The sequence below is a fragment of the Streptomyces sp. NPDC051214 genome, from assembly GCF_040682375.1.
Lineage (GTDB): Bacteria > Actinomycetota > Actinomycetes > Streptomycetales > Streptomycetaceae > Streptomyces.
The window spans coordinates 39,778-65,030 of sequence record NZ_JBFBAT010000008.1; the positions used below are offsets into that span (position 1 = coordinate 39,778).

24 protein-coding genes are annotated in these 25,253 nt (G+C 70.9%); 12 read left to right on the forward strand and 12 right to left on the reverse strand.

The genetic code is table 11. From position 1 onward, the window contains the following. The first annotated feature begins 3 nt into the window (after positions 1-3). From AB0M70_RS21610 to AB0M70_RS21650, 9 genes are all read left to right on the forward strand, one after another. Complete coding sequence (locus tag AB0M70_RS21610) at positions 4-972, forward strand: carbohydrate ABC transporter permease (RefSeq protein WP_365821609.1); 969 nt, start codon at positions 4-6, stop codon at positions 970-972. 85 nt (positions 973-1,057) lie between these two features. Beyond that, positions 1,058-2,398 (forward strand): sugar ABC transporter substrate-binding protein, encoded by a 1,341-nt coding sequence (locus AB0M70_RS21615; protein WP_365821611.1) that lies wholly within the window; start codon positions 1,058-1,060, stop codon positions 2,396-2,398. Positions 2,399-2,461: 63 nt separating this feature from the next. After that, positions 2,462-4,519: a beta-galactosidase gene (locus AB0M70_RS21620; protein ID WP_365821613.1), complete on the forward strand. Its 2,058-nt coding sequence runs from the start codon at positions 2,462-2,464 to the stop codon at positions 4,517-4,519. A gap of 110 nt (positions 4,520-4,629) precedes the next feature. Next, positions 4,630-6,663 (forward strand): glycoside hydrolase, encoded by a 2,034-nt coding sequence (locus AB0M70_RS21625; RefSeq protein ID WP_365822361.1) that lies wholly within the window; start codon positions 4,630-4,632, stop codon positions 6,661-6,663. A 115-nt stretch (positions 6,664-6,778) separates the two neighbouring features. After that, positions 6,779-6,958 (forward strand): hypothetical protein, encoded by a 180-nt coding sequence (locus tag AB0M70_RS21630; protein WP_365821615.1) that lies wholly within the window; start codon positions 6,779-6,781, stop codon positions 6,956-6,958. 157 nt (positions 6,959-7,115) lie between these two features. Further along, a complete protein-coding gene (locus AB0M70_RS21635) occupies positions 7,116-7,604 on the forward strand; it encodes a flavin reductase family protein (RefSeq protein ID WP_365821617.1) in 489 nt (162 codons plus the stop codon). A gap of 36 nt (positions 7,605-7,640) precedes the next feature. Continuing rightward, a complete protein-coding gene (locus AB0M70_RS21640) occupies positions 7,641-7,967 on the forward strand; it encodes a hypothetical protein (RefSeq protein ID WP_365821619.1) in 327 nt (108 codons plus the stop codon). 16 nt (positions 7,968-7,983) lie between these two features. Further along, positions 7,984-8,628 (forward strand): endonuclease, encoded by a 645-nt coding sequence (locus tag AB0M70_RS21645; protein WP_365821621.1) that lies wholly within the window; start codon positions 7,984-7,986, stop codon positions 8,626-8,628. 83 nt (positions 8,629-8,711) lie between these two features. Continuing rightward, positions 8,712-9,641 (forward strand): Ku protein, encoded by a 930-nt coding sequence (locus AB0M70_RS21650; RefSeq protein WP_365821623.1) that lies wholly within the window; start codon positions 8,712-8,714, stop codon positions 9,639-9,641. Positions 9,642-9,646: 5 nt separating this feature from the next. On the opposite strand, the gene AB0M70_RS21655 is transcribed toward AB0M70_RS21650, so the two are convergent. The 12 genes from AB0M70_RS21655 to AB0M70_RS21710 form a co-directional block, all read right to left on the reverse strand. After that, on the reverse strand, positions 9,647-10,018 hold the full coding sequence (locus AB0M70_RS21655) for a VOC family protein (protein ID WP_365821625.1): 372 nt from the start codon (positions 10,016-10,018) through the stop codon (positions 9,647-9,649). 143 nt (positions 10,019-10,161) lie between these two features. After that, positions 10,162-10,683 (reverse strand): hypothetical protein, encoded by a 522-nt coding sequence (locus AB0M70_RS21660; protein ID WP_365821627.1) that lies wholly within the window; start codon positions 10,681-10,683, stop codon positions 10,162-10,164. Further along, positions 10,680-11,681, reverse strand: a complete 1,002-nt coding sequence (locus AB0M70_RS21665; RefSeq protein ID WP_365821629.1) for a thymidylate synthase — start codon at positions 11,679-11,681, stop codon at positions 10,680-10,682. Before AB0M70_RS21665 ends, AB0M70_RS21660 begins: the two co-directional genes overlap by 4 nt. Positions 11,682-11,691: 10 nt before the next feature. Further along, on the reverse strand, positions 11,692-12,333 hold the full coding sequence (locus AB0M70_RS21670) for a class I SAM-dependent methyltransferase (protein ID WP_365821631.1): 642 nt from the start codon (positions 12,331-12,333) through the stop codon (positions 11,692-11,694). A 48-nt stretch (positions 12,334-12,381) separates the two neighbouring features. Beyond that, a complete protein-coding gene (locus AB0M70_RS21675) occupies positions 12,382-14,262 on the reverse strand; it encodes a hypothetical protein (protein ID WP_365821633.1) in 1,881 nt (626 codons plus the stop codon). A 128-nt stretch (positions 14,263-14,390) separates the two neighbouring features. Next, positions 14,391-15,659 (reverse strand): MFS transporter, encoded by a 1,269-nt coding sequence (locus tag AB0M70_RS21680; RefSeq protein ID WP_365821635.1) that lies wholly within the window; start codon positions 15,657-15,659, stop codon positions 14,391-14,393. A gap of 45 nt (positions 15,660-15,704) precedes the next feature. After that, positions 15,705-16,949: an ATP-dependent carboxylate-amine ligase gene (locus AB0M70_RS21685; RefSeq protein WP_365821637.1), complete on the reverse strand. Its 1,245-nt coding sequence runs from the start codon at positions 16,947-16,949 to the stop codon at positions 15,705-15,707. Beyond that, positions 16,946-18,124, reverse strand: a complete 1,179-nt coding sequence (locus AB0M70_RS21690) for a DegT/DnrJ/EryC1/StrS family aminotransferase (protein WP_365821639.1) — start codon at positions 18,122-18,124, stop codon at positions 16,946-16,948. Before AB0M70_RS21690 ends, AB0M70_RS21685 begins: the two co-directional genes overlap by 4 nt. Next, positions 18,121-19,296: an arginine 2,3-aminomutase gene (gene blsG / locus AB0M70_RS21695; protein ID WP_365821641.1), complete on the reverse strand. Its 1,176-nt coding sequence runs from the start codon at positions 19,294-19,296 to the stop codon at positions 18,121-18,123. The genes AB0M70_RS21690 and blsG overlap by 4 nt, the downstream gene beginning before the upstream one ends. Before the next feature lie 32 nt (positions 19,297-19,328). Next, complete coding sequence (blsF, locus tag AB0M70_RS21700; RefSeq protein ID WP_365821643.1) at positions 19,329-20,255, reverse strand: CGA synthase-related protein; 927 nt, start codon at positions 20,253-20,255, stop codon at positions 19,329-19,331. Beyond that, positions 20,243-21,229, reverse strand: a complete 987-nt coding sequence (blsE, locus tag AB0M70_RS21705; RefSeq protein ID WP_365821645.1) for a cytosylglucuronate decarboxylase — start codon at positions 21,227-21,229, stop codon at positions 20,243-20,245. Before blsE ends, blsF begins: the two co-directional genes overlap by 13 nt. Beyond that, positions 21,222-22,571 carry a hydroxymethylcytosylglucuronate/cytosylglucuronate synthase gene (locus AB0M70_RS21710; protein ID WP_365821647.1) on the reverse strand — a complete coding sequence of 450 codons (1,350 nt, stop codon included), beginning with the start codon at positions 22,569-22,571 and terminating at the stop codon, positions 21,222-21,224. Before AB0M70_RS21710 ends, blsE begins: the two co-directional genes overlap by 8 nt. Before the next feature lie 578 nt (positions 22,572-23,149). On the opposite strand from AB0M70_RS21710, the gene dhaK reads away from it, so the two are divergent. The 3 genes from dhaK (at position 23,150) to AB0M70_RS21725 (ending at position 25,249) form a co-directional block, all read left to right on the forward strand. Beyond that, entirely contained in the window at positions 23,150-24,142 is a 993-nt protein-coding gene (gene dhaK / locus AB0M70_RS21715; protein ID WP_365821649.1) for a dihydroxyacetone kinase subunit DhaK, read from the forward strand. Between the two features lie 95 nt (positions 24,143-24,237). Further along, positions 24,238-24,846 carry a dihydroxyacetone kinase subunit DhaL gene (gene dhaL / locus AB0M70_RS21720; RefSeq protein WP_365821651.1) on the forward strand — a complete coding sequence of 203 codons (609 nt, stop codon included), beginning with the start codon at positions 24,238-24,240 and terminating at the stop codon, positions 24,844-24,846. After that, a complete protein-coding gene (locus tag AB0M70_RS21725; protein WP_365821653.1) occupies positions 24,839-25,249 on the forward strand; it encodes a PTS fructose transporter subunit IIA in 411 nt (136 codons plus the stop codon). Before dhaL ends, AB0M70_RS21725 begins: the two co-directional genes overlap by 8 nt. The last annotated feature ends 4 nt before the right edge of the window (positions 25,250-25,253 follow it).

Below are 25,253 nucleotides of genomic sequence, written 5' to 3' on the forward strand. Positions count from 1 at the left end.
CCGATGACCGGACCGAGCAGCCCCGTCACCACCGCTCCCCCGACCGCCTCCGCACCCGCCCGCGCCCCGGGCGCCGCACCCCGGCTGCGGACGCCGCGCGTCCGCACCTCCCGGCGGCACACCGCGGGCCGTCCCCGGCGCAGCGTCCTGCTCACCGTGCTCACCGGCCTGGTCCTGCTCTACAGCCTGATACCCCTGCTGTGGCTGGTCATCAGCGCCACCAAGACCCAGGAGGGTCTCGCCGGTTCGTTCGGCCTGTGGTTCGGCGGGGAGTTCGCCCTGTGGGACAACATCAGCTCGACGTTCACGTACGACGACGGCGTCTTCACCCGCTGGTTCCTGAACACGCTGCTCTACGTCGTGGTCGGCGCCGGGGGCGCCACCTTCCTCGCGGTCCTGGGCGGCTACGCCCTCGCGAAGTTCGACTTCCCCGGCAAGCGCGGCGTCTTCGCCGTCGTCATCGGCGCCGTCGCCGTACCGGGCACGGCCCTGGCGGTGCCCACCTTCCTGATGTTCAGCAAGATGGGCCTGACCGACACCCCCTGGGCCGTCCTGATCCCCTCGCTCATCTCGCCCTTCGGCCTGTATCTGATGTGGGTGTTCGCCACCGAGGCCATTCCCGCCGAGCTGATGGAGGCCGCTCGTATCGACGGGGCGAGCGAGCTGCGCACCTTCTTCCAGGTGGCCCTGCCGCTGCTCGCACCGGGCACCGTGACCGTCCTGCTCTTCACGATGGTCGCGACCTGGAACAACTACTTCCTGCCGCTGATCATGCTCAAGGACCCGGACTGGTACCCGCTGACCCTGGGCCTCGACAGCTGGAACGCCCAGGCCGCGACAGCGGGCGGCGATCCCGTCTTCCATCTCGTGATCACCGGCTCGCTGATCACCGTCCTGCCACTGATCGCCGCGTTCCTGCTGCTCCAGAAGTACTGGCAGTCCGGGCTCGCCGCCGGAAGCGTCAAGGAGTAGCGCCCGCACGCCAGTTGACCCCGCGTCACCCGCCTATGTCCGCCCCGTTCGCCCTTGTGGACCACGAAGAAGTGGAAGCATCGCCATGCCCCAGAACACCCGCCGCCTGCTGCGCGGCATAGGTCTCGTCTGCGCCCTCGCCCTGGGGGCGACCGCCTGCGGCGGCTCCGACGACGACGGATCCGACCAGAAGCAGGTCTCGTCGGCGGACATCGAGGCGGCCCTGAAGAAGGGCGGCAAGGTCAAGGTGTGGGCCTGGGAGCCCACCCTGAAGAAGGTCGTCACCGACTTCGAGAAGGAACACCCGGCCGTGGACGTCGAGTTGGTGAACGCGGGCACCAACAAGGACCAGTACACGGCCCTGCAGAACGCCATCTCGGCGAAGAAGGGCGTCCCCGACGTCGCCCAGGTCGAGTACTACGCGCTGGGTCAGTACGCCCTGACCAAGGACATCACCGACCTGACCCCCTTCGGCGCGGACAAGCTCGGCAAGTCCTACTCACCGGGCCCCTGGAACGCGGTGAAGTCCGGCGACGGCGTCTACGCCCTGCCGATGGACTCCGGCCCCATGGCCCTCTTCTACAACAAGAAGGTCTTCGACAAGCACAAGATCAAGGTGCCGACGACCTGGGACGCGTACCTCCAGGCGGCCCGCAAGCTGCACAAGGCCGACCCGAAGGCCTACATCACCAGTGACACGGGAGACGCGGGCCTGACCACCAGCCTGCTGTGGCAGGCAGGGTCGCGTCCCTACAAGGTCGACGGCACGAAGGTGGGCATCGACTTCTCCGACAAGGGCGCCCGCGCCTACACCGAGACCTGGCAGAAGCTCATCGACGAGAAGCTGGTCGCACCGATCAACCCCTGGACCGACGAGTGGTACAAGTCCTTCGGTGACGGCACCATCGCGACCCTGCCCACCGGCGCCTGGATGCCCGCCAACTTCGCCTCGGGCGTGAAGGAGGCATCCGGCGACTGGCGCGCGGCTCCCCTGCCGCAGTGGACCGCGGGCGACAAGGCGAGCGCCGAGAACGGCGGCAGTTCGCTCGCCCTGCCGGAGCTCGGCAAGAACAAGGAACTCGCGTACGCCTTCGTCGAGTACGCCAACTCCGGCAAGGGCGTGCAGACCCGCATCAAGGAAGGCGCCTTCCCGGCGACCACCAAGGACCTGGAGTCCAAGGCGTTCCAGAACACCGAGTTCCCGTACTTCGGCGGCCAGAAGGCCAACAAGGTCTTCGCCGAGTCCGCGGCCAACGTCGCCGACGACTGGAGCTACCTGCCCTACCAGGTGTACGCCAACTCGATCTTCAACGACACCGCGGGCAAGGCCTACGTCTCCGGCACCCCCCTGTCCAAGGGCCTGAAGTCCTGGCAGGACGCCTCCGTCAAGTACGGCTCCGAGCAGGGCTTCAGCATCCAGAAGTGACGCGGCCCGGACCGCACCCCGCACCTCACGATCGCCCCCGAGCACCACACCGGAAGGACCACCATGCCCCCCACCCTCCCGTCCCGGCTGCTGCGCGGACCGGACGGTGACACCTCCCCCCGGCTCGCGTACGGCGCCGACTACAACCCCGAGCAGTGGCCGCGCGCGGTCTGGGAGGAGGACGTCCGGCTGATGCGCGAGGCCGGCGTCAACATCGTCTCCGTGGGGATCTTCTCCTGGGCCCGCATCCAACCGGACGCGGACACCTGGGACTTCGCGTGGCTCGACGAGGTCATGGACCTCCTGCACGCGGGCGGCATCGGGGTCGACCTGGCCACCGCCACCGCGTCCCCGCCGCCCTGGCTCACCGCGGCGCACCCGGAGATCCTCCCGGTGACCGCCTCCGGTGAGACGGTGTGGCCGGGGGCGCGGCAGCACTGGCGGCCGAGCTCCCCCGTCTTCCGGGAGCACGCGCTGCGCCTGGTGCGCGCGATGGCACTGCGTTACGCCGCTCACCCGGCGCTCGTGGCCTGGCACGTCTCCAACGAGCTGGGCTGCCACAACGTCTACGACTACTCCGACGACGCGGCCCGCGCCTTCCGCGACTGGCTGCGCACCCGCTACACCACCCTCGACGGCCTCAACCACGCCTGGGGAACGGCCTTTTGGGCGCAGCGCTACAGCGACTGGGAGCAGATCCTGCCGCCGCGGCTCGCGGCGTCGCATCCGAATCCCACGCAGCAGCTGGACTTCAAGCGGTTCTCCTCGGACACGCTCAAGGAGTATCTGCGCGCGGAGCGTGACGTGCTGCGCGAGCTCACCCCGGAGGTGCCCGTCACCACGAACTTCATGGTGATGGGCGGCACCAAGGGCATGGACTACGCCGACTGGGCCGGCGAGATCGACTTCGTCTCGAACGACCACTACGTCGTGCCGGGACCGCAGGCCCGGGACGAGCTGTCCTTCTCCGCCAACCTCACCAGTTCCGTGGCGGGCCACCGCCCGTGGTTCCTGATGGAGCACTCCACCAGCGCCGTCAACTGGCAGCCCGTCAACCTGGCCAAGCGCGAGGGTGACCTGGCCCGCGACTCCCTGCTGCACGTCGCGCACGGCGCCGACGCGGTGTGCTTCTTCCAGTGGCGCCAGTCGGCGGCCGGTGCCGAGAAGTACCACTCGGCGATGGTGCCGCACGCCGGCGCCGACAGTGAGGTGTTCCGCGCGGTGAGCGCTCTGGGGCAGACCCTGAAGGCGCTGACGCCCGTCGCGGGGGCGGTGCGCGAACCGGCGCGCGTGGCCGTCCTCTTCGACTGGGACTCGTGGTGGGCGAGCGAGCAGGACTCCCACCCCACCTCCCGTCTCGACTACCACCAGGAGGCGCTCGACTGGTACTCCGCGCTCCTCGCCCTCGGCATCCGCGCCGACATCGTCACCACCCGCACCGACATCACCTCGTACGACGTCCTGATCGCGCCCGTGCTGCACGTGGTCCCCGAGGCGCTCGCCAAGGAGCTCACGCGTTATGCCGAGGGCGGCGGCCATCTGGTCACGACCTACTTCTCCGGCATCGTCGACGAGAACGACCACATCTGGCTCGGCGGCTATCCGGGGGCGCTGCGCGAGCTGCTCGGCATCCGTGTCGAGGAGTTCGGGCCGCTGCTCGCCGACGACACGGTCACCCTGGACAACGCCACCACAGGCACGGTGTGGACCGACCGGATCACCGTCACGGGACCGGAGGTGCAGGTGCTCGCCCACTACCGCAGCGGTGCCTACGCCGGGCGTCCCGCCGTCACCCGCCGGGCCGCGGGCCGCGGTTCGGCCGCGTACGTCTCCACCCGGCTCGGCGCGGACGGCCTCACCGTCCTGCTGCCGGAGCTCCTCGCCGCGGCCGGCGTCGAGAGCGAACTGCCCGCCCCCGCACACGGCCGCGTCGAACTGGCCGTGCGCCGCGACACCGAGAGCCGCTATCTCTTTTTGGTCAACCGGACCGACGAGACGGTGCCGCTGCCCGGCCTGACCGGCGAGATCCTCGTCGGCGACACCCCGGACACCGCGGACGAACACGGCGGCCTCGTCCTGTCCCCCAGGGAAGTCGCCGTCCTGCGACAGCCCAGCCCCTGACCCCACTCCTGTTCAGCGCCACCCCGTCCACGGGGCGTGCCGTCCTGCCCTGACGCGGCACGGCACGCCCCCGAGCGCACCTGCGTTGGGAGCACACGTTGGCACCCCGTATCCGCACGAGAACCCGTACAAGGCGACTCATCGGCGTCGTCGGCAGCACCGCCCTGGCCACCGGAGCGGCCCTGCTCACCGTCCCGTCACAGCCGGCCGCGGCGGCCGCCTCCGCGGCCGTCACCGTACGGCCCGACCCCTCCTACCAGCACGAGAAGTTCGAGGGCTGGGGCACGAGCCTGGTCTGGTTCGCGAACGCCACCGGCGACTATCCGAAGGAGATACGCGAGAAGCTCGCGGAGCTGCTCTTCGGTGACGAAGGGCTCGGCCTCAACATCGCCCGCTACAACATCGGCGGCGGCAACGCCCCCGACGTCAAGGACTATCTGCGCCCCGGCGGCGCGGTCGAGGGCTGGTGGAAGGCACCGGCGGGCACCACGCGCGAGGACACCGACTGGTGGAGCGCCACGGACCCGGCCGACTGGAACCCCAAGGCCGACGCCACCCAGCGCTGGTGGGTCGACCGGATCAAGGACGACGTCGACCACTGGGAGACCTTCAGCAATTCGCCGCCCTGGTTCATGACCAGGAGCGGTTACGTCTCGGGCGGCTTCGACGCGAGCGAGGACCAGCTCAAGACCGAGTCGGTCGACGACTTCGCCTCCTACCTGGTGGGCGCGACCAAGCGGCTCGAGAAGGCGCACGGCATCAAGGTCGACACCCTCGACCCCTTCAACGAACCCAACACCGACTACTGGGGAACCCGCCTGGGAGCGGACGGCGAGCCGGTCGGCGGCCGTCAGGAAGGGGCCCACATCGGCCCCGAGCTCCAGCAGAAGGTGATCAGCGCCCTCGGCCCGGCGCTCAGGAAGTCCCGCAGCGGCACGGAGATCGCCGCGATGGACGAGACCAACCCCACCATCTTCACGCGGAACTGGAACTCCTATCCGCGCGCGGTCAGGGACGCCGTCGGCCAGATGAACGTCCACACCTACGGCACGGACGGCCGCACCAGCGTGCGCGACCTGGCCAAGGCCGAGGACAAGCCGCTGTGGATGAGCGAGGTCGAGGGCGACTGGGGTGACGGGCAGGACTTCGACGACATGCGGCCGGGCCTTGGCATGGCCCAGCGGATGGTCGACGACCTGCGCGAACTGGAGCCGAAGGCCTGGGTGTTCTGGCAGCCGGTCGAGGACTACGACAACATGAAGCCCGGCGGCGAGTCCACCAAGGGCGGCAACTGGGGCAGCATCCAGCTGCCGTTCAGCTGCACCTCCGAGGACACCCTGGAGACCTGCCCGGTCCGGACGAACACCAAGTTCGACACGGCCCGCAACTTCACCCACTTCATCAGGCCCGGCGACCGGCTGGTCAAGGTCGACGACACGTCGAGCGCCGCCGCCGTGACCCGCAAGGGCGACGGGGCGACGGTCGTCCACGTCAACAGCTCGGCCGCCGCGCGTTCGGTCACGGTCGACCTCTCCAAGTTCGGTCACGTGAGCGGCAAGGCCACCGTCACGCCCGTGGTGACCAGCGCCGAGGGCAAGCTCGAACGGCAGGACGCCGTCGACGTCCGCGGCAAGAAGGCCACCTTGGAGGTGCCCGCGCAGTCGGTGACGTCCTTCCTCGTCAAAGGGGTCTCCGGAGTCGCGAAGGACGCCGCACTGCTGCGGAAGAACCACACGTACGAGCTGACCGGCGTCCAGAGCGGCAAGGAACTCACGGTCGCCGACGACGGCACCGGCCTCGTCATCAAGTCGGCCGCGGACACGGCGGACCGGCACTGGCGGCTGCGGCAGATCAGCGGGGACACCGGCAATCAGCGGCGGTACGTCTTCACCAGCCCCGCCGAGGGCAAACGGCTGGCCGTCCGTGACGGTGTCCCGGTGGTCGAGGCCGACACCGGCCCCCGCGGCAAGGCCGCCCAGTGGATCATGTCCACGACCGGTGACGGCACATGGACCCTCGTCAACGCCGCCACGGGCAGGCTTCTCGAGGTCGGCGGCCAGGCCACGCACGACGGAGCGGCCGTCACGGCGTGGACACCGAACTCCGGCGCCAACCAGCGCTGGCGGGTGACCGACGTGACCTGACCTCGACACCGGGCCTCACCTGGCATTATCACGCTCCGCATCTGTTCGATATGCGCAGGGTTACCGGGCGTGTCACGCTGGAGAAGACCAATCCGCCCTCACCAGGAGTGAACTCATGGGCAAGCAAAAGCGGTCCGCCGACCCGTCCCGTCAGGCCCCCGCCCGGCAGGAGCCCCCGCAGCGGGGCCGTCGCGACCAGGACCCCGCACAGCCGGGCCAGCACCGCCAGCAGGAGCGTGAGCAGGGCGACGAGCGCGCCCAGCGTCGTCCGAACATGGACGACGACCTGGTCTGACGCCGGACCGTGCATGGCCCCGAGGGGCGCACCCAAGCGCTTGGGTGCGCCCCTCGGTGGTGCGTGCGACGCGGTCGCCCGACCACTGGGATTCCGCGTCCGGGGTACTCGTCCGGCGCCCCACCGGTCCCCCAGGAGCCCAGGAAAGGTTGTCGCTTTGGTGGCTGTGGACGGATTCACCGACCGGCTCGACTACCCGATGTACGTGGTGACGGCGGCGGGCGCCGATGACGCGCCGGCCGGCTGCCTGGTCGGCTTCGCCTCGCAGTGCTCGCTGGAGCCGCCTCGCTTCGTGGTGTGGCTGTCCCGGGCCAACCACACGTACGAGGTGGCCCGCGAAGCGGAGTTCCTCGGCGTGCATCTCCTCAGGCGCGATCAGCATCACCTGGCGCAGCTGTTCGGCGGCGAGTGCGGCAAGCGCGTCGACAAGTTCGCCCGGGTGCGGTGGGAGCCCCGCGCGGGCGGGACTCCCGTGCTCACGGACTCCTGCGCCTGGTATGTCGGCAAGGTCGAGCGGCACGCCGACGGAGGAGATCACGTGGGCTTTCATCTCACCCCGGTGGAGGCGGGCGCGGACCCGCCGCCGCACGAGAAACTGCTCCGCCTGAGCGACGTCTCCGACCTCTCCCCCGGCCATCCCGCGTGAAGCCGGGACCGCGCTCGGCCAGGACTATCCTGGAGCGTGTCAAGGACCAACGGCAGCCTGCGCCCTCAGCTGCTGGAGGCGGCCATGAAAGGCGTACACATCGGCCGTCGCGGGCGCCCGCTCCCGGAGACACACCGGGCCCGTCGCCTGCGCCATCTGCTCACCTGCCTCTACACGCCGCTCTTTCTGGCGCTCGCCGTGCTCTTCGGGGTGTGGGCGACGCGTTCCCTGAGCGGCGACCCGCCCAGCCCGTGGGCCCTGGCGGGCCTCGCGCTCCTCTTCGCGATCCTGGCTCTGCTGGCCCTGGCCGTCCTCACGGCCCCGCACCACCGCCACCGGGACCACGACGGCCCACAGCACTGAACGAGGAAGGGGAGACATGGCCGGCCAGAAGGCTGTGATGCGGGAACTGCTCAGGACATCGGGACGGACGTACGCGGCGGAGGCGGGCATCAAGGTCGCCGACACCCCCCAGCCGCTCTATCGCACGCTCGTCCTGTCGTGCCTGCTCAGCGCCCGGATCCGGGCATCCGTTGCGGTGGCGAGCAGCCGCGCGCTGTACGAGGCGGGGATGCGCGGTCCGCGCCAGATGGCCGACGCCACCTGGCAGCAGCGGGTCGACGCCCTGGGGCGCGGCGGCTACCGGCGCTATGACGAACGGACCGCGACCCAGCTCGGCGACGGCGCCCGTCTCGTGCTGGACGAATGGGGCGGGGACCTGCGCCGGATGCGGGAACGGGCCGACGGCGACGCGGCGCACTTGACACGCCTGCTGCGTGAGGTGCCGGGCCTCGGGCCCACCGGTGCGGACATCTTCCTGCGCGAGGTGCAGGACGTGTGGACCGAGTACGCACCCCGCTTCGACGCCAAGGTGCTGCAAGGAGCCGAGCGCCTCGGACTGCCCCGGGACACCTCGGCGCTGTTGCGGCTCGCGGGCGACGAGAAGCCGGGGGTGACCGCCGCGGCACTCGTCCGGGCCGCCCTCGACCGGAAGCTCGCCCAGGGCGCCCGCGACTCCGCCTGACGCGTCACGTGACCCCGGCCCCGGGATGCGGCGAGCCACGCGCCGGTGTGCAGTGAGGGGAGACGGAAAGGGGTGACGCAGACATGGCGCGTCCGGTGTGGAGCGGAACCGTGACCTTCGGCCTGGTCTCCCTGCCCGTCCAGATGTTCACCGCCACGGACAGCCACACCGTCCGCTTCCACCAGCTGCAGCGCGGCACGTCCGACCGGGTGCGCAACAAACGGGTGAACGAACGCACCGGCGACGAGGTCCCGCTCGACGAGATCGTCAAGGCCTTCGACGACGGCGACGAGTACGTCCTGGTCGAGCCGGACGAGCTGGACGACATCGCGCCCGGACGCTCCAAGACGCTGGAGATCACGGGTTTCGTCGACCTGTCGCAGATCGAGCCGGTCTTCTTCGACAAGACGTACTACCTGGGCCCCAAGGGCAAGGAGTACACCAAGGTCTACGCCCTGCTCGAGAAGGCACTCGCCGAGGCGGACAGAGCCGGGATCGCCACCTTCGTGATGCGCAACCACCAGTATCTGGTCGCGGTGAAGGCCGAAGGCGGCATCCTGACGCTGCACACCCTCCACTGGGCCGACGAGATCCGTGACCCGCGCGAGGAGATCGACGGCCTGCCCCAGAAGACGAAGGTCACCGACCGCGAGCTCAAGATGGCACGCCAACTCGTGGACACGCTGCACATCGACTGGAATCCCGACGACTTCCACGACACCTACCAGGAGCGGGTGACCGCCCTCATCGACGCCAAGCGCAAGGGCGAGGAGGTCGAGAAGGCGGAGCCCCCGGCGAAGTCGACCAATGTCGTCGACCTCATGGACGCCTTGAAGGCCAGCGTGGACCGGGCGAAGAAGCCTGCTGCGTCGTCCGACGCGTCGCTCGACGATCTGACCAAGACCGAGCTCTACCGGCTGGCCACCGACGCCGGCATCCCCGGCCGCTCGTCCATGAACCGGAAAGAGCTGGTCAAGGCCCTGGGCGGGGCACGGCGGCGCAAAGCCTCCTGAAGGCGTCAGTCCTGGCAGAGGCAGAAGGGGTGGCCCGCCGGGTCGGCGTAGACCCGCCAGCCCCGCTTGCCTCCCTGGTCGTCGAGGTCGAGCGGCGTCGCCCCGACAGCGAGCACCTCGTCGTGCGCCTTCTCCATGTCGGAGACGGTGAAGTCGAGGTGCAGCTGCTGCGAATCGGACTCCGCCTGCGGCCACTTGGGCGGGCGGTGGTCCGGTGCGCGCTGGAAGGAGATCCGGGCGTCGCCCGTGGCGTACAGGTCGTACCAGTCGTCGTCGTACTGCCGGATCTCGCCGCCGAGCACCGCTTGGTAGAAGCGGGCCAACGGCTCGGGCTCGGGGCAGTCCAGCGCAACCAGGGTGTAGGTCGCGATCGCCATGGACGGTTCGCCTCCCGCGTCTCGACGTGCAGAGGGGGATCGGGTTCCCCACGGATTCACCGTAAACCCGCGGCTTCCCCGGTGCCTCTCACGACGGCGAGGCCGGGGAGCCCCCGTCGGCCGGCCGACGGGGGCTCCGCTTCTCAGCGGCTCCGGTCCTGCGCCTCCCGCTGTCGCGCCACCGCACGCCGTACCGCCGCGTCGATGGCGGGAAGCGACGACTCCAGGTCGCTGAAGACGACGTACTCGACCGTCGCGACCGCGTGCAGCCCGCGGACGAGGAACGCGTACTCCTGGCCCTCCTCCAGGAGCAGCACGATCGGTTTGTCGAAGGCGCTGGCCCAGCCCATCTCTATGTGCGTGCCGGGAGAGGCGGGGAGCCCGGGGAAGGCCACGAACACGTCGGCCTTGCGGATCTCCTCCTGGTCGAGCGGGGTGCACTGGTCGGGCGACATCAGCTCCGCGCCCCACGCCTCACGGCGGTGCGCGTTGTGCACACTGAACCCGTGCCCCTCGAAGTGCTCGATCAAGGAGGCGAAGGGCGCCCGCGTCCCCGACGGCATCTCACCGGTCATCGGGTCGAGCAGCTGGAGGAAGGGGCCTGCGAGGAACAGGGTGTCGACGCCGAGCTCACCGGCGAGCTCACGGGCGGGTGTCATCGTCATGCGGAGACCTCCTGGTCGGCAGCGGTACGGGGCCAGCGGGACAGCATCATGCGGCGGTACAGGGGCGGGAGTTCGTCGAGCAGCTCACGGTCCGTCTCGCGCTCGAAGGTCAGTTGACGGTGCAGCTCGAAGAGCCCGGTCACGTCCTGCCAGTAGCGGGGCAGGTCCAGGGCGCGCAGCGCGGCGGGGCCGAGCCGCAGCCGGTCGGTGCGCAGTCGCGCCTCGATCCGCAGCACTTCGCGTACGTGCGGCCAGTTGTCCCCGGCGGGCATCGCGGGGAACGGCTCCGGGTCCGGGTGGTCCGCGCCCTCCCGCAGGACGCGTTCCACGAGCGGGGCGTCACTGTCGTACACGTGCAGGGAGCCCACCTGGTGGACGTAGCTCCCGACCCCGACACCCAGCTGCCCGGCGAGCATCTCCAGGAGGAAGGTGAAGGAGAAGACGTCGCTGACCATGCCGCGGTAGGCGTCGTTGGCCCGCATGTAGCCGACGGCGTGCAGCTTCCCCTCGCGGAGCATGAACTGCAGGGCGAGGGTGCACGCGACGTCGATGTTGCCCGGTTCGCGCAGCTCGCCCGGGTGGAAGATCTGCACGACCGCGCGTTTGCTGTCGGGGTCCTCCGCCAGGACGTCGATGACGCTGCGCCACTGGTCGAGCCCTGTCCCCCGGTAGTCGAATATCCGTGGCCCATAGGCGGTGCCGGTCAGGGTGGCACCGTCGGACGAGTACTTGCGGATGCTCGGCGCGTAGTGGGCGACGAGCGCCAGGTCGGCCGAACCGGACAGGTACCAGAGGGCCTCGGCGAAGTTGAAGACCAGGTTGGACCTGCGGGCCGGCAGCGCGACCTGCCGCTGGACGGGGCGGCGGACCAGGAATCCGGCGCCCAGTCGCTCACGGCTGGGAAAGCCGCGCGGGGCGTTGCGGAAGGGCGCGCCGAGGTAGGTGCTCCGTAACTCCGTCAGGTAGGCGTCCTCGACGGTTTCGTAGGCGCTGTGCACGTGACCCCCGTCAGTCCTTGTAGAAGCACTGGATGTACGCGTCACCCGAGGTGCCGTAGGTGTATTCGGTGGTGTCGTACGCGGTGTACGGGTGGCGCTCCACGCGGATGGTGCGGAAGTGCTTGACGTACTGCCATCGCAGCTCGGGCTTGGTGCTGAAGAAGGGGATGAACACCCCGCCGGGGCGCAGCGCGCGGACGACCTCCGGCATGGCCTTGCTCCACAGTTCCTCGTCCTTCCACACCTCCATGTCGAGCGCGGGGTCGAAGAACATGCCGTCGATGCTCTCCGTCTCCAGATCGAAGACCCGCTCGAAGAAGTTGCCCCGCTCGATGGAGAGCGTGCCGGGGAGCTTCGGGTGCTGCTCGCGGAAGAGGTCTTCGACCTCGCCGAAGAGTTCGAGGACGGTGTGGCTGCGGGTGGCGGGGTTCTCGGCGATGCGCAGGGCCGAGAGTCCGAGGCCGAGGCCCACCTCGTAGAAGTCCTTGCCGTGGCGGCAGAGCAGGTCGGCGCTGGCCCACATCAGGTCGCGTTCCCAGGCCTGCATGGCCTGTTCACCGCCGATGCTCAGGGTCACCTCGCCGTCGTGGTCGATGAGCTGGATGTCCGGTGCGGGGGTCGTGCCGTGGGTCTTCTCGGGGGTCTTCTCCATGACTTCCGTCCTTCGTCGTGGGGGTGCCGGGGTGGTCGGGGCGCCTTTTCAGTCATGGCCCGGGACGACGCCGAAGTGCCGCCGGGCGGTGGAGACAGCGAGGTCCTGCACGGCGAAAACCGTGAAGTAGTAGGCCTGCGGGGCGGTGTCGGGCGCGAACCGCACCGTGAACACGACGTCCCTCGCGCGGTCGTCGGAGCCCCGCACCTTGATCCGCTCGGGCTCCACGGTGGTGTCGTCGCGCAGATAGCTCGGCAGGAACAGACCGAGCCGTACGGGGCCGGGCCGGGCCGCGGTGAGAGAGGCGCGCACTTCGAGCACGCCGCCCTGTTCCACCTCGTCGGCTGCGTAGGCGAGGAGTTGGGGCGCGTCGGGGACGCGGAAGGTGACGTCACCGCAGCGCATGCACACCACGCACAGGGTGTCGAGGATGTGCGGGAGCAGTCCTCGGCGGGCGAACTCCTGGGCGGGGCGGCCGCAGTGGCAGACCACCTCGTGGACGTCGGGGTCCAGTGAGCTGCGGTCACCGAAGTGGGCGGGGTAGTTCATGATCTCGTCCTCGGGGTTCTCCGAGACCTGCCCGGCGATCACGTGGTCGAGGGACTGCAGGTCCGCCGAGAGGGACGAGCGGATCTCCTCGGGCGACTGGTCGGCGAGGTGGGTGGGTCGGGCCACCAGGAGGTCCACCTTGCGGGCGAGTTTGCCCAGGCGCGGGCGCAGGCTGTGGTTGTGCGGCAGCAGGTCCGACGTGAGCAGCGCGGACAGCCGCCGGCCGACCGTGAGGACCAGCGGGTCGGGGGCGTGGTCGGAGGGCGGCGGCGGTGCCGGGGTGTCCTGTGGCTGTCCCGGCAGCCCGAAGCGCATGAACGCGGGGTACGGATGTGAGCCCGCCAGGCTGGCGTTGAGGGTGTCCACGGAGTCCGCCCCGCTGGCGGCGGCGCGCATCCAGGCGACGTTCTCGGGCCGGTCGGAGTCGTGCACCGAGACGGCGGACACGATCGTGCGTGCGGGGCTGTCGAGGGCGTTGAGCAGGAGCTGGTACTTGGGGTCGTAGAGCGCGAGGTCGGCGAGCGGGCCGCTGTTGCAGGCGCTGAGGACCAGCTCCGCCGCCTCGACCTTGTTGAGCGGGACGAGCTTGTCCTCGGGTTTGTAGCAGGGCAGCCCGTAGGCGCACCGAGGAGCCAGGACGCCGGGCTCCGCGGTCGCGGTCTGGTTCAGGCCGCAGATGGTGAACTCGCCGAGGTTGATGCTGTCGTCCTTGCCGTGGCCCTGGAAGACGACGCGGCGCCACCGGGTGCCGAGGATCTCGGACTGGATGTCGTGCCGTTCGAAGTCGCGGTCGTCGAAGACCTTGACCCCGGGAAGCCGCGGCGGCCGGTCGGTGTCCGTGAACAGGCCGAGCGCTTCGAGGTCCGCCGGGATGTGGGCGTACTGCTTGGCGATGTTCCACGCCACCGAGGTCCCGTCGCGGCCGCTGAGCAGGGACAGGCCCCGCCGGGCGTCCCGGTAGGTGGCCAGGAGCAGCGGGCGCACCGGGTCGAGGTTGAGCCGGGCGTAGGTGCCCACCAGGAGGAGCGTGCCCGGGGGCCGGTCGTGGAAGCCGGCGAGGTCGTCCTCGGTGAGCCACTCGCGGGCGAGCGGGCGGGCCAGGTCCACGACGGCGTCGGCCAGTTCGGCGGGGCCGAGCACGACGCCGAAGTCCAGGGGGGCCGGGCGCCGCACTCCGGAGTAGAGGCGCGACGCCAGGGCCACGCTGTGCACCAGATCGTCCCGGTCGTCGACCGGTACGGGGATCGGCGTCCGCTCGGGCGCGTCGAGGAACTCCCGTACGGCCGTGCCGAGATCGGCGTACTTCACCGGAGCGAACAGCGCGCTGTCCGGCTCTGGTCGCGACGGCTCGTGGCTCTGTCGGGAGACGGCGGATGTCATGAAGCGTTACCTCGTGTTCTTACGCTGACCTGCGTTTTCTTACGCTGACCCTGCGAGGAGTGACGTGTGGGGCGGGAGACTGTCCGGGAGCGGGATCGCCGGAGGCCCGCGGGCCGCTCCCCCTCCGGTCACCGCTCCCCCGCTTCGGTGGGCACGCGGACGGCTGCCGTGCGCCCCATCAGGCCCCGGCAGGCGAAGGCGACCAGGGCGGCGGCGAGTGCGGCGGCGAAGGCCGCGGCGAAGACGCCCCGTGGGCCCGCCGGTTCCATGAGGAGCCCGCCCGCCTGCTGGCCCAGGGCGTCCCCCACCACCGTGGCCAGGGACGCCCAGGTGAACGCCTCGGTGAGGGAGCCGCTGTCCGCGAGGAGGCTGACCAGGGACATCTCGCTGGCGGAGACGAGCGCGATGGGCACGCTGCCGACCGCGAGCGCGAGCGCGAGGGTGAGCTGGGAGGTCGCGAGCAGTGGAAGCCCCGTGCCGACGGCGAAGGCGAGCACCAGGCGCGGGAAGCGCAGGTGCACCGCGACCTCGGACTGGGAGCGCCCCAGCCACAGGGCTCCCAAAGCGCTGCCGATGCCCCAGCAGGCGTACACCAGGCCGGTGCTGCCCCGTGAGCCGTGGTCGTCGACGAAGGCGGGGATGGCCAGCGTCATCAGGCCGACGGGCACGGCACTGAGGGCCATGACGGCGGTCAGCGCGAGCATCGGCGAGGAGCGCAGCGGGCCGAGGAGACCGCCACGGCCGGACCCGTCCCCCGCGTCGTCCTTGCCCGGCGTCGCCGTCTCGCCGTCGACCTCCGCGGGTACGCGGGTGAAGGCGAGGCCGATCGCCCCGATGCCGCCGATCACCGAGACGGTGGTCAGCGCGGCTCCGGCGGACCCGGTCAGCATCAGCCCGGCGAGCATCAACGGCGCCCCGATCACCAGGACTTCGGTGAGCAGCGCCTCCCACAAGTAGGCGGTCTCCCGCTCGTCGTCCCGCAGCGGCAGGCGCGCCCACAGCGACCGCATGCAGGCGTTCGCCGGGGGCAGCGCGATGCCGGCGAGCACCGCCAGGGCCGGCTGGGACCAGTCGCCCGGCTCGGTCGCCCACACCAGCGCGGTGAGCGCCGCCGGGTAGCCGACGCCGGTCAGCAGCAGGACGGTCCTGCGGCCTTGCCGGTCGATCCGGCGGGCGATGAGCGGGCTGCCGAGCGCCATGCCGACGGTGTAGAGCGCGGAGACCAGACCGGCCTGGGCGTAGCTGCCGCCCTGTTCGCGCACGAGGAGCACCATGGCGAGGGACATGAGGTAGACGGGCAGCCGGGAGACCACGCTCCACCAGGCAGGTCCCGCGATCTGGCGGCGGGTGAGCAGGGCGGCGAGACGGCGGGCAAGACCGTTCGGCTTCGATTCCATGGTTCCTGTTCCGTGGTGGCCCGTTGCGGGGCGGCGAGGGGTGACTCAGTGCTGCAGCGTTCTGGCCGCCGGTGTCTGGGTGATCACTTCGATCGTGAAGGCGTCGAGTACGCCGCGCATGCGCTTTTCCACCTCGGCGATCGACTCTCCGGTCACGTGGACGTATCCGGACGCGTTGTGCGAGGCGCGGCGTGCCTCCACGAGGTCCCCCTCGCGGTATCTGAGGGCGCTCTTGACCACGCCGGGCAGCCGCAGCAGGTCTTCCTCGGCGGTGATGCGGTGCACGGTCCCCGAGCCGGGCAGCGGCAGCAGCAGGTCTCCCGCGCAGCGGCGCCCGGAGTAGTCGAGGAAGGGGCGGCGGCCGAGGTGGACGTCGAGGGTGGCGCCGAACACGTCGAAGCCGTAGGCGTACCCGTGGTTGGCGGTGATCTCGCAGCCCGCGAGCCGGATCCCGATCTCCCCCGCGTACAGCTCGTGCCCGACGACGAAGAACTCCATGTGCGCGTACCCGTGGTCGATCCCCATGCCGGTGACGATCCGCTGGAGCATGCCGCGCAGGTCGAACGGCGGGCCCTCGTCGGTGGCGACACTGATGTTGGCGTTCATCGCGCCGTCGACGATGTCCAGCGGACGGCACGGCATCGCGCTCGGCCACGCGTCGAGCACCTCGCCCGCGTGGATGAGCGCGCACACCTCCCACTCGGTGCCGCCCAGGTGTTCCTCGACCAGCCAGGAGCGGCCTTCCAGGGCCACGTCGGCCAGTTGACCGGGGCCGGTGAGCCGGAAGGTGTCGACGCAGGCGAAGGAGTCCACGGGCTTCAGCACGACGGGCCAGCCGCACCGCGCGGCGAACTCCTCGATCTCCCGCGCCGTGGAGACGCGCGCGTACCGGGCGGTGAGCAGGCCCAGCTCACGGAACTTGTCCTTCATCGCCGCCTTGTCGCGCACCCAGCTCACCTGACGTTCCGTCATGTGGGGCAGCCCTGCCAGGGCGGCGAAGCGCTGGGCGATGTCCTGGCGCGGTTCGGAGGGGTTGCAGAACCGGGTGGGCGCGGCGGGGAGTTGTGCGGCCCAGGCGCGGTAGCGGGCCGCCTCGGCCTCCAGTGGAAGGCTCTCGTTCACCCAGAACGCGGGCACGTGCGCGGTCTGGCGCAGGTATGCCTCCGAGAGGTCCTGGCGGGCTGAGGCGAACCGCAGCAGGACGAGGCGGCCGGGCAGGGCGTCCACGGCGTACCGGGTGAAGGAGGAGGCGCGGTCGTCCGCCATCAGGAGCACCGGCGGCGCGTTCACACGCTCTCCAGCGCCTGGCGGACCGCCTTGACGGCGAGGACCTGTTCGGCCTCGGAGAGCTCCGGTGAGAGCGGCACGCACAGGGTGCGGTCCAGGAGGTCCCTGGTGCGGGCGAACCCGTCGCGGCTGAGGGCGAGCGTCGTGTCGGGGGCGAGGTTCCAGGGGAAGCCGTCGGCGTAGAGGGAACGCCGTCCGGCGACCACGGGGTGGTCGGGCAGCAGATACTTGTTGAGCGTCCAGTTCGCGATGGACCGCTCGGTGAGCGCGGACACGGCCGCGTCGCGTAACTCCCGGCTCTCGCACCGGAATCGCAGGCTGATCTTCACGTCGCCCGCCGCTCTGGGCAGGATGTCGAGTCCGGCGCGGTCGGGCAGCTCCTCCATGGCGATGGCGTGGTGGCGCTCCAGGCCGGAGAGCACCTCGTCGAGGTGGCGGAACTGCTGGTACTGGATGGCGGCGACCTCCTCGCTGGTGACGAGGTTCTCGCCGTAGTAGGCGTCCTCGTTCCAGGTGGGATAGCGGCCTGGCACCCGTGCGGAGCCGTGGTCGTGATAGCAGCGCATGGTCTCCCAGGCGGCCGGGTCGTTCGTGACGAGCAGCCCGCCCTCCCCCGAGGTCAGCACCTTGTTGTGGTGGAAGCTGAAGGTGCCCGCGTACCCACGGGTCCCGGTGTGCCGCCCGTCGGGGAACGTGGCGCCGAGCGCCTGGGCACTGTCCTCGATGACGTACGGGACGCCGTCGGGCAGCGGCGCGACCGTGCCCTCCATGTGGGCGACGATGACCCGTTGGGCGCCCTCGGGGATCAGCGAGGTGTCCATAGAGAGCGACTCGTCGACGTCCACCAGGACCGGGATGAGGCCGCTGGACAGGACGGCGCCCGCCACCGCGACGAACGTGACCGCGGGTATGTGCACGACGTCACCGACGCGCGGGCGGGTGGAGACCAGGGCGAGGCGCAGCGCCTCCGTGCAGTTGTGCACCGCGAGCACATGGCCGGCGCCGAGCCGCTCCCCGACCCGTCGTTCCAGGCGCGAGGCGACGCTCTCGGTCTCCGTCTGGTAGCGGAAGAGGACCCCGTGCTCGATCGCGGCACGCAGCTCGTGCATGTCGGGCCAGTCGAGGTAGTTGGCGCCGTAGGGGAGGAAGCGCAGTCCGAGCCGTTTGTCGAGGGTCATGTCGCGTCAGCCTCCGTGATGGGGTGCACCGAGGCGTCGACGACCATCTCCTGGCCTCGGTAGTTGCGGAGCAGCAGGCCTTCGGGCACGCGGGAGAAGTACGGCTGGGCGATGGGGATCTTGCCGATCTTCGTCGTCAGCACGTACTGCGGTACGCCGAAGCCGGTGATGTGTCCCTGCAGGCCCTCCATGATTTCCCAGCCCTTCTCGATGGAGGTCATGAAGTGGGACACGCCGGTGACGTTGTCGCAGTGGTAGAGGTAGTACGGCCTGACCCTGATCCGCAGGAGCTCGGTCATCAGGGTGCGCATGGTCGTGACGTCGTCGTTGACTCCGCGCAGGAGGACGGTCTGGTTGCCCACCGGGATGCCGTGGCGCAGCAGCCGGTCGACCGCGGCCGCGGACTCCGGGGTGATCTCCTTCGGATGGTTGAAGTGCGTGTTCAGCCAGACCGGGTGGTAGCGCGCGAGCATCTCGCAGAGCTCGTCCGTGACGCGCTGGGGCAGCAGGACGGGGAAGCGGCTGCCGATACGGATGATCTCCACGCTGGGGATCGCCCGCAGACCCGAGATGATCTCCTCCAGCTTGCCGTCGCGATAGGAGAGCGGGTCGCCGCCGGTGAGCAACACGTCCCGGATCTCGGGGTGTTCGGCGATGTAACGCAGGTCCTCCTCGAAGGACTCGCCCTCGTTGTCGCGGAAGTAACTGCCCTCGACGTCGGTGGTGTGGAACTTGCGCGTGCAGTGCCGGCAGTAGACCGGGCAGGCCTCGGTGATCAGCATGATCACGCGGTCCGGGTACTTGTGCACCACCCGGTTGGTCTTCCGGTAGAACATGTCGCCCACGGGGTCGACCTCGGCGCCGCTGAACTCCGCGAGCTCGCCGAGCGCGGGCACGGCCTGCTGCCGGATGGGGCAGGTGGGGTCGTCCGGGTCCATGAGGGACGCGTAGTACGGAGTGACGCTCCAGCGGTACTTGCCCGCTGACTTGTCGATGGCCTGTTCCTCGTCGGCGGTGAGGTTGATCCACTGCCGTGCCTTGTCGACGTTGGTGACACGCTTGCGCATGTGCCAGCGCCAGTCGTTCCACTCCGCCTCGGTGACCTCGGGGATTCCCGGCCGGTCCGGTAGGGGGTGGCGGTCCGCGTCTGTGGCTCCAGGAGTGCGGGGCATGGTGTCTCCAGGTTCTGCGGGTGAGTGACCTGTCACAGGGGTGCGAGGGAGAGTTGGCGCAGGGTGCGGGCGACGCGCTGGGCGCCCCGCAGGTCGTCCGCGGCGCCGTCGAGCGCGGACCACGGGTCCGGTGCGCCCGGCTGCCCGGGGGACCAGAGGGACGGATCGTCTGGATCGGCGGCCACCGGGACGGGGACGACGCGGGCCACCCGGTCGGCGAGGTCACGCTGGCCGTCACCGAGCGGCGGCAGGAAGGCGAGCGGCGCCCGACGGGCCTGGGCGAGCGCCACCGCGCCCAGGGTGGGCGCGGCGAGGAGCAGTTCGGCGTCGGCGTGCAGGGCGTCGACATCGGTGTCGGCGGCGCGTCGGACGCGTACGCCGTCGAGCCCTTCGAGCGTGGCACGCACACTCTCGACGCGCATGTCGCACACCACCTCGCACCGCTGTGTGCGGCGCACCGCCTCCGCGGCGAGCTCGCGCAGCGGCCCGGAGGTGAACGCGTCCGCCTCCCCGGCCGGTACGCCCCACAGCGAGAGCAGCAGCAGACTGCCGCCGCGCTGCCGCCCGCGAGCCGTCCGTACGGGGGCGAGCATCCCGGTGGCGCGCGCGCCGCCCGGCGTCGCGGGCCACGGCCCCGGGAGCCATCCCGGACGGTGCACCCGGTGCAGTGCGCCGTCGACCACGGGGTCGGCGGTGGTCCGGTGTCCCGAGCGCAGCCGCACCACCGGCACACCGAGGTCGAGCAGCCGGCGGGTGGCGGCATCGTCGTCGCAGACCAGGGCCACGTCCGGCGGCGGCCCGTCGCCCGCGGTGGGCTCCAGGTCCGTCAGGTGGGCGGCGATCCGCCGCCCGGCGAGCAGCGAGTCGAGTTCCTCGTCCCGCGTCACGAGCAGCACCCTGCGCGGGGCGGGCCCTGACGGCTGCGGGGCGGCGGGCCCGCCGGGCCTCAGTACTGCCACGGCGCCGCCGTCCCGAGCCGCGCGACGTCGTCGCTGTAACCGGCGGCCGTGGTGGAGCAGCCGCCGCACATGTCGGGGCCCCGCTCGCGGAAGAAGTCCGCGTGGCTGCGGAAGACCGGGGTGTCCAGGTGGATGGCGCCGCCTTCGCGCAGCGGGGCACCGCCCAGGTCTTCCCCCTCCCGGTGCGGGAGGCAACTGCAGGCGTACATGCGCCCGTACTTGCCGTCGATGTAGATCACGTCGTCCACGACGTGGCACAGGGGCTCGGAGGCGCGCGGGGTCAGCGACTCGGCGAAGTAGCGGTCCTGCTCCTCGCGGGTGTCCCCGTAGAACCGCTTGCCCAGGGGCACGAGGTGGGTGGCGGGGTCGGCGTCGTAGATCGGGTCGCAGACCGCGCGGACGTGGTCGGGGTCGGGATAGGTGATGGAGCGCTCCAGCTTCAGGGCGGAGAGTTCCCACTGCTTGACGCCTGCCTCGGTGAGGACCTTCTGCAGCTGCGGCATCTCGGTGTAGTTGTGCGGCCCGACCACGGTGTTGACCCGGGGCAGGACGCCGAGGGCCGCGGCGTCGCGCAGCCCCTGCAGGCCGTTGTCGAACATGCCAGGGGAACGCCGGTAGACGTCGTGCGTCGCGGCCGATCCGCCGTCGAGGCTGACGATCACCTGGGCGAGGCCCGCATCGGCGAGGCGTGCGGCCTTCTTCGGCAGCATCATGCCGTTGGTGATCAGGGACATCTTCATGCCCGCCTCCGTGCCCGCCCGCACGAGGTCGACGACGTCCCGGTGCATGAGCGGTTCGCCGCCGGTGAACCGTACGTACGCCACTCCGGCCTCGCGGGCCTTGGGCAGCAGGTCGGCGAAGTCCTCCGGCGAGAAGCGGAAGGTGTCGCGGGAGAGCGCGAACTCGCACATGAAGCAGTCCGCGTTGCAGGCTTCCAGGATCCTGATGAAGAGATAGCGCTGACGCTCAGTCATGTACGTCGATGCCTTCCTGGAGGGTCCGCGGAGCCGGGGGCCGGGCGGGGCCGGGCAGCGGCTCCCTGTCGAGTACGCCGAGCAGGGCGTCGGCCACCTGGGCGGCGCCGCCGATGCCGACGTGAGCGGCGAGTCCTCCCCACACGGCGCCCTCCGACGCGCGCCGCAGGGCCTCGAGCACGCCCTCGCGCACGGCGGTCAGACTGCCCGGGGCCTCGCGTGCCCCGGCAGCGGCGGTGATCCCGCCGTAGATGACGCGCAGTGCCGCATCCTCGCCCTGCGCGCGATGGGCCAGGACCTCGCTCTCGGCGAAGACCGACGGCGGCCAGACGACTCTGACGTCGGCGAGCACGGCCCGGCTGTGGAAACGGCCGTTGAAGATCTGGCTGAGGTTCTGCGGGGGCAGGCAGACCGTGGGCACCGAAAGGCTGCCGGCCTCGAGCAGGGTGGTCAGACCCGGCGAGGTGAGCAGCACGTCGCAGGCCGCGAGCCGGTGGAGGAACTCGCCGTGGGAGAGCGGGCCCGCCGTGACGCGCAGGCCCGCGCCGCTCGCCGCGCAGAGCCGCTCGGCCAGATCGACGGGCAGATTGCCGGCCACATGCGCCTCATCGACCCCGTACGTCGCGAGGGCCTCCAGTACCGCGGGCACGACGATCTCCGGATAGCGCGTCCAGTCCGCCAGGCCGGGGGCGCGCAGGCCGCCCAGGTTCACCAGGGCGCTCCGGAAGGGCTGTGGCCGGCTCAGCCGGGGCGCCGGCGGGTCGGGGGGAGCGCCGATCACGGCCTCGACCCAGCGCAGTTCGCGTACGGAGGCCAGGACGCCGAGGCACTCCTGCGGCAACTCGACGCACTGCTGCGCGCAGTAGACGGAGACCTTCAGCGGAAGGTCGGGCAGGTCACCCTCGGTCCACAGGAACGGCAGGCTGTCCACGAACACGGTCGGCACGCCCGCCGCCTCCAGGGCCATCGCCGCCGGCCCGTCGAGCACGACGACGGCGGCATCGATCCGCTCCGCCTCCACGACCTTCGCCACGGCATCGGCGCTCTCCCCCGCAGGCCCCCCGGCCGGCAGGTCGTACCAGCGGTCGACTCCGTGCCGGGCAAGCAGTGGCCGTCCGAGGCCGGACGCGAGGCCGACGAACCTCAGCGGACGAGCGGAGCATTCGCGCAGCGCGGCGAGGACGGCGCTCAGCTTGCCCGAGCTTCCCCAGCCGAACTCGGCGCCCGCGACGGCGACGGTGACGGGTTCGGCAGCGGTGGTCGTGGCGGGTGCGCCGGGGGCGGGGGCGGGGGCGGGTTTCTCGCGGACGTCCGGCGGGTCCGGAGGGCGTACACCTTGCATCGGTCTGTCCAACTCCCTTGCCGGGGCCGGGGTGTGGCCCCCGTCGGGTGAGTGCGGGGAGGGAATGTCACGTCGGGATGTCGGGTGCATTCGGGCCGCGCCGCGGCGGTCGTCCACGGTGGCCCTGGCGCAGAGGGGGTCCCTCCGCTTCCCACACGATCACCCCTGTCCCCAGGCGGCGCAAAGGCCCCCCTGTCACCTTCTAGCCACCCATAAGTAGTTGCGAACCGATTGCAATAAGACGCGCACGCGCCACGCCCGGACTCACCCGAATGACACGCTCCGAGTACCGGCATCCCAAGGGCGCACGGAGTGCGCGCGTGATCGCGGAGGCGCCCGACACCCTCTCCAACAAGCCGTTTTGGCCACCGCGGGCGGTCAGGGGGACGACCCGGAACAACGGCCGAAAGAGGCCACTGGCACATGCCGTGCGAGGGGTGTCCCGGGGCTCCGCTCCGCAGGGCCGACGGGCACCTTCGTCCGAGCTTCGCGCATCTTTACGCCACTGCCTTGATACTGACCTCGGGACCCCGGGTCCCAGCGACACCCAGCCTTGCCGATGTCACCAGGAGGTACCCGTGAAGATGCTGATCAACGTCGCGGAGACAGTCGTAGCGGACGCGCTGCGGGGCATGGCGGCCGCGCATCCCGATCTGACGATCGACGTGGAGAACCGCGTGATCGTGCGCAGGGACGCTCCCGTCGCGGGGAAGGTGGCCCTCGTCTCCGGCGGTGGTTCCGGCCATGAACCGCTGCACGGCGGGTTCGTGGGGCCGGGGATGCTCTCCGCCGCCTGCCCCGGCGAGGTGTTCACCTCACCCGTGCCGGATCAGATGGTGCGGGCGGCTGCCGCCGTGGACAGCGGGGCGGGGGTCCTGTTCGTCGTGAAGAACTACACGGGGGACGTCCTCAACTTCGACATGGCCGCGGAGCTCGCCGAGGACGAGGGCATCCAGGTCGCCAAGGTGCTCGTCAACGACGACGTGGCCGTCACCGACAGCCTCTACACGGCGGGACGCCGCGGCACCGGTGCAACGCTCTACGTCGAGAAAATCGCGGGAGCCGCCGCCGACGAGGGCATGCCGCTGGAACGGGTCGAGTCGATCGCCCGGCAGGTGAACGAGAACGCGCGGAGCTTCGGGGTCGCCCTGAGCGCCTGCTCGACGCCCGCCAAGGGCAGCCCCACCTTCGATCTTCCCTCGGGCGAGCTGGAGTTGGGGGTCGGAATCCACGGCGAGCCCGGACGTGAGCGGCGCCCGATGATGACGTCGAGCGAGATCGCCGAGTACGCCGTGAACGTGGTGCTCGACGACCTCAGCCCCCGCAACCCGGTGCTCGTGCTCGTCAACGGCATGGGGGCCACTCCCCTGCTCGAGCTGTACGGATTCAACGCCGAGGTCCAGCGTGTCCTCGCCGAGCGCGGGGTCGTCGTGGCACACACCCTGGTCGGCAACTACGTGACCTCGCTGGACATGGCCGGGGCCTCCGTCACGCTGTGCCAGGTCGACGAGGAGCTGCTGCGGCTCTGGAACGCCCCGGTGCGTACGGCGGGGCTTCGCTGGGGTATCTGATCCCTACCGGTATCCCGCCCTCACCACACCCCGCTCGCGCCCCACGTACCGCTCGTGCCACTTTGCCCAACTGTTCTACCGCGCAAGGAGTTTCCGTGCTCGATGCCGCATTCTTCCGTCACTGGCTGACCTCGGCCGCCGCACTCGTCGACCGGGAGGCGCAGCGGCTCACCGAGCTCGACTCGCCGATCGGCGACGCCGACCACGGCAGCAATCTGCAGCGCGGGTTCGCCGCCGTGGTGGCCACGCTGGAGAAGGAGGCGCCGGCCACGCCGGGGGCCGTGCTCACCCTGGCCGGACGGCAGCTGATCTCGACCGTGGGGGGCGCGTCCGGGCCGCTCTACGGCACGCTGCTCCGGCGCACCGGCAAGTCTCTCGGTGACGCCGCCGAGGTCAGCGAGCAGGAGTTCGCCGACGCGCTGCGCACGGGCGTGGACGCCGTCAGCGCGCTCGGCGGCGCGGCGCCCGGCGACAAGACCATGCTGGACGCCCTGGTCCCCGCGGTCGACGCGCTCGGGGAGTCGTTCGCGGCGGCGCGCACCGCGGCGAACGAAGGCGCCCTGGCCACGACACCGCTGCAGGCACGCAAGGGGCGGGCCAGCTATCTGGGCGAGCGCAGCATCGGCCACCAGGACCCCGGGGCGACCTCATCGGCACTGCTCTTCGACGCGCTCGCGCAGACCGCGGAGGCCGGCCGTGAGTGACGACAAGCTGGTCGGCATCGTGCTCGTCTCGCACAGCGGCCCCGTCGCCGAAGCCGTCGCCGCCCTTGCCACGGGGCTCGCGGGCGGCGGGTCGACCGCGCCCGTGGCCGCCGCGGGCGGCACCGAGGACGGCGGCCTCGGCACGAGCGCGGAGCTCATCTCCGCGGCGGCCGCGAAGGTGGACGGCGGCGCGGGCGTCGCGATCCTCACCGACCTGGGCAGCGCGGTCCTCACCGTGAAGGCGCTGATCGCCGAGGGCGACGAGCTCCCGGAGGGCGCCCGCCTGGTGGACGCCCCCTTCGTGGAGGGCGCGGTCGCGGCCGTGGTGACCGCGTCGGCGGGCGCCGACCTCGCGGCGGTGGAGGCCGCGGCGGCTGAGGCGTACTCCTACCGGAAGGTGTGAGGCC

What these genes read in the sequence shown, in the direction of transcription:
- AB0M70_RS21690 (WP_365821639.1), bottom strand. Translation starts at nt 18,124, where the DNA reads ATGACCCTCGACAAACGGCTCGGACTGCGCTTCCTCCCCTACGGCGCC.
- AB0M70_RS21610 (WP_365821609.1), top strand. Translation starts at nt 4, where the DNA reads ATGACCGGACCGAGCAGCCCCGTCACCACCGCTCCCCCGACCGCCTCC.
- AB0M70_RS21710 (WP_365821647.1), bottom strand. Translation starts at nt 22,571, where the DNA reads ATGCAAGGTGTACGCCCTCCGGACCCGCCGGACGTCCGCGAGAAACCC.
- AB0M70_RS21615 (WP_365821611.1), top strand. Translation starts at nt 1,058, where the DNA reads ATGCCCCAGAACACCCGCCGCCTGCTGCGCGGCATAGGTCTCGTCTGC.
- AB0M70_RS21675 (WP_365821633.1), bottom strand. Translation starts at nt 14,262, where the DNA reads ATGACATCCGCCGTCTCCCGACAGAGCCACGAGCCGTCGCGACCAGAG.
- AB0M70_RS21630 (WP_365821615.1), top strand. Translation starts at nt 6,779, where the DNA reads ATGGGCAAGCAAAAGCGGTCCGCCGACCCGTCCCGTCAGGCCCCCGCC.
- AB0M70_RS21660 (WP_365821627.1), bottom strand. Translation starts at nt 10,683, where the DNA reads ATGACGATGACACCCGCCCGTGAGCTCGCCGGTGAGCTCGGCGTCGAC.
- AB0M70_RS21620 (WP_365821613.1), top strand. Translation starts at nt 2,462, where the DNA reads ATGCCCCCCACCCTCCCGTCCCGGCTGCTGCGCGGACCGGACGGTGAC.
- AB0M70_RS21650 (WP_365821623.1), top strand. Translation starts at nt 8,712, where the DNA reads ATGGCGCGTCCGGTGTGGAGCGGAACCGTGACCTTCGGCCTGGTCTCC.
- AB0M70_RS21645 (WP_365821621.1), top strand. Translation starts at nt 7,984, where the DNA reads ATGGCCGGCCAGAAGGCTGTGATGCGGGAACTGCTCAGGACATCGGGA.
- blsG (WP_365821641.1), bottom strand. Translation starts at nt 19,296, where the DNA reads ATGCCCCGCACTCCTGGAGCCACAGACGCGGACCGCCACCCCCTACCG.
- AB0M70_RS21655 (WP_365821625.1), bottom strand. Translation starts at nt 10,018, where the DNA reads ATGGCGATCGCGACCTACACCCTGGTTGCGCTGGACTGCCCCGAGCCC.
- AB0M70_RS21670 (WP_365821631.1), bottom strand. Translation starts at nt 12,333, where the DNA reads ATGGAGAAGACCCCCGAGAAGACCCACGGCACGACCCCCGCACCGGAC.
- blsE (WP_365821645.1), bottom strand. Translation starts at nt 21,229, where the DNA reads ATGACTGAGCGTCAGCGCTATCTCTTCATCAGGATCCTGGAAGCCTGC.
- AB0M70_RS21680 (WP_365821635.1), bottom strand. Translation starts at nt 15,659, where the DNA reads ATGGAATCGAAGCCGAACGGTCTTGCCCGCCGTCTCGCCGCCCTGCTC.